The 1664-nt window shown below is 29.5% G+C and carries 2 protein-coding genes; both read right to left on the reverse strand.

The annotated features are described in order from the left end of the window. A partial coding sequence (locus tag ACMOUI_RS09590; protein WP_418965479.1) for an AAA family ATPase occupies positions 1-827 on the reverse strand: 827 nt, incomplete at its 3' end. Between the two features lie 85 nt (positions 828-912). After that, on the reverse strand, positions 913-1664 hold a 752-nt coding region (locus tag ACMOUI_RS09595), incomplete at its 5' end, for an McrC family protein (RefSeq protein WP_418965480.1).

Here is a 1664-nt window from a genome sequence, read left to right on the forward strand (position 1 = left end):
TTGTACCACTTTTTAACCTCTCCTAACTCATAATCTAACTCATAATATTTTAAAGTTGATTCCACCTCGTTTTCAGTTAGTCCAAAATAATTAAAATTATTGTCTAATATTGTAGATACTGAAAGGTTATTTAAGCCTGAGAATATACTTTCTTTTGCAACTCTCAATATTCCAGTAAGCACTGAAAGCTCTAAAAATGGATTGCCTTTTAGTGCTGCACTCAGAAAATTACGGAAGAAGAATATAGCTTCATCATAATATCCCTGCGAATGAGCTGTTACCAATGGCGTATCATATTCATCTATCAGGATAATAACTTTTTGTCCATGGTATCTCTCTAACATATTTGAAAGGTTTAATAAACTATTCTCCAGTTCAGTTGCTGATATTTTTCCTGCTATTGTCTTATCAAACGCCTCTAATTCATACTCTTTAAGAATCTCTCTTACAAAATATTTTTTTCTATAAAGTTGAACTATTAAATCTTTTATTTTTTCGAAACACTTTTCCCAACTATCTACTTTTATATCTTTTAAACTTATATATATCACAGGATATTCTCCTGCATATTCCATCTTATCTGTTTTTGAAATATTTAATCCTTCAAATAGCTTTCTATTATTTTCTCTGTCCTCTATACTGAAGAAATAGTTAAGCATTGACATATTTAAAGTTTTCCCAAACCTTCTTGGTCTTGGTAACAGTGTTACTTTAGATTTTTTATCTAATAATTCATTTATTAGCATAGATTTATCTACAAAGTAATAATCGTCTTCTATTACCTCTTTGAAGTCATCTATCCCCACAGGTAACTTTTTCTTAACCATCTTTTTCACCTCTTATACCTTTTCTTTAATTATATCATATTTTCTTCATTAATCTTCCCAAACTTCTCATAATTTACTTTCTCTCTCAGATTTTTATTCCTATTTCATGAAAATCATCCATATGAAGATTAAAATATATTACTTCTAATTCTAATGATTTTCCTATCCCAAAATCATATTTTAAAGGAGCACTACCATCCACAAAAGGACAGATTAGATAAAGCTTTTTACAATTTTCATACTTTGTTCCATAGGCATATAGTTGATACATATCCTCTTGACTTGGTTCCTTAGGAATAATTTTCCATTTAGTATCACAGACAATAGTTTTATTCTCTGCCTCTATTACAATATCTGGCCTTAATCCAAATCTTCCACTTCTATCTATATATGCTAAGTGATGCGCTCTGTCTTGCAGTTTTAGATTTTCAATCTCGTCTTTTTTTCTTAAGTGATCCCCAATATAGCTTTCAAAGAGCTTATTCATATCAAAAAGCAATGCAAAAGCAATTTCGCTACCTTTATATGGGGAGAAGCTGTTATTCAAAAGAAAGACTTTACACCACTTTAAAACCTGTTCATAGTTTTTCACATCCCGCCCTAATTTAATCTTTGAAAAACAACTATTGTAATCATAGATAGGCTTTATATCTTCAAATACAAATTTAAACTCTCTAATTCTCTTTTTATTAGTTAACGTTGTACATTTTTTATAAAGAAAATCTAGCGTAGTTTTTATAATACGATTCTCTACTCTTTCTGGGCTAAACTCATCATATTCAACAGAGAATCTCTCTTTATGAGTAGTGTTCTTTTTAATCTGGTCAGCTATTTTTA

This window comes from Cetobacterium sp., assembly GCF_048470075.1.
In the GTDB taxonomy this organism is placed as follows: Bacteria; Fusobacteriota; Fusobacteriia; order Fusobacteriales; family Fusobacteriaceae; genus Cetobacterium_A.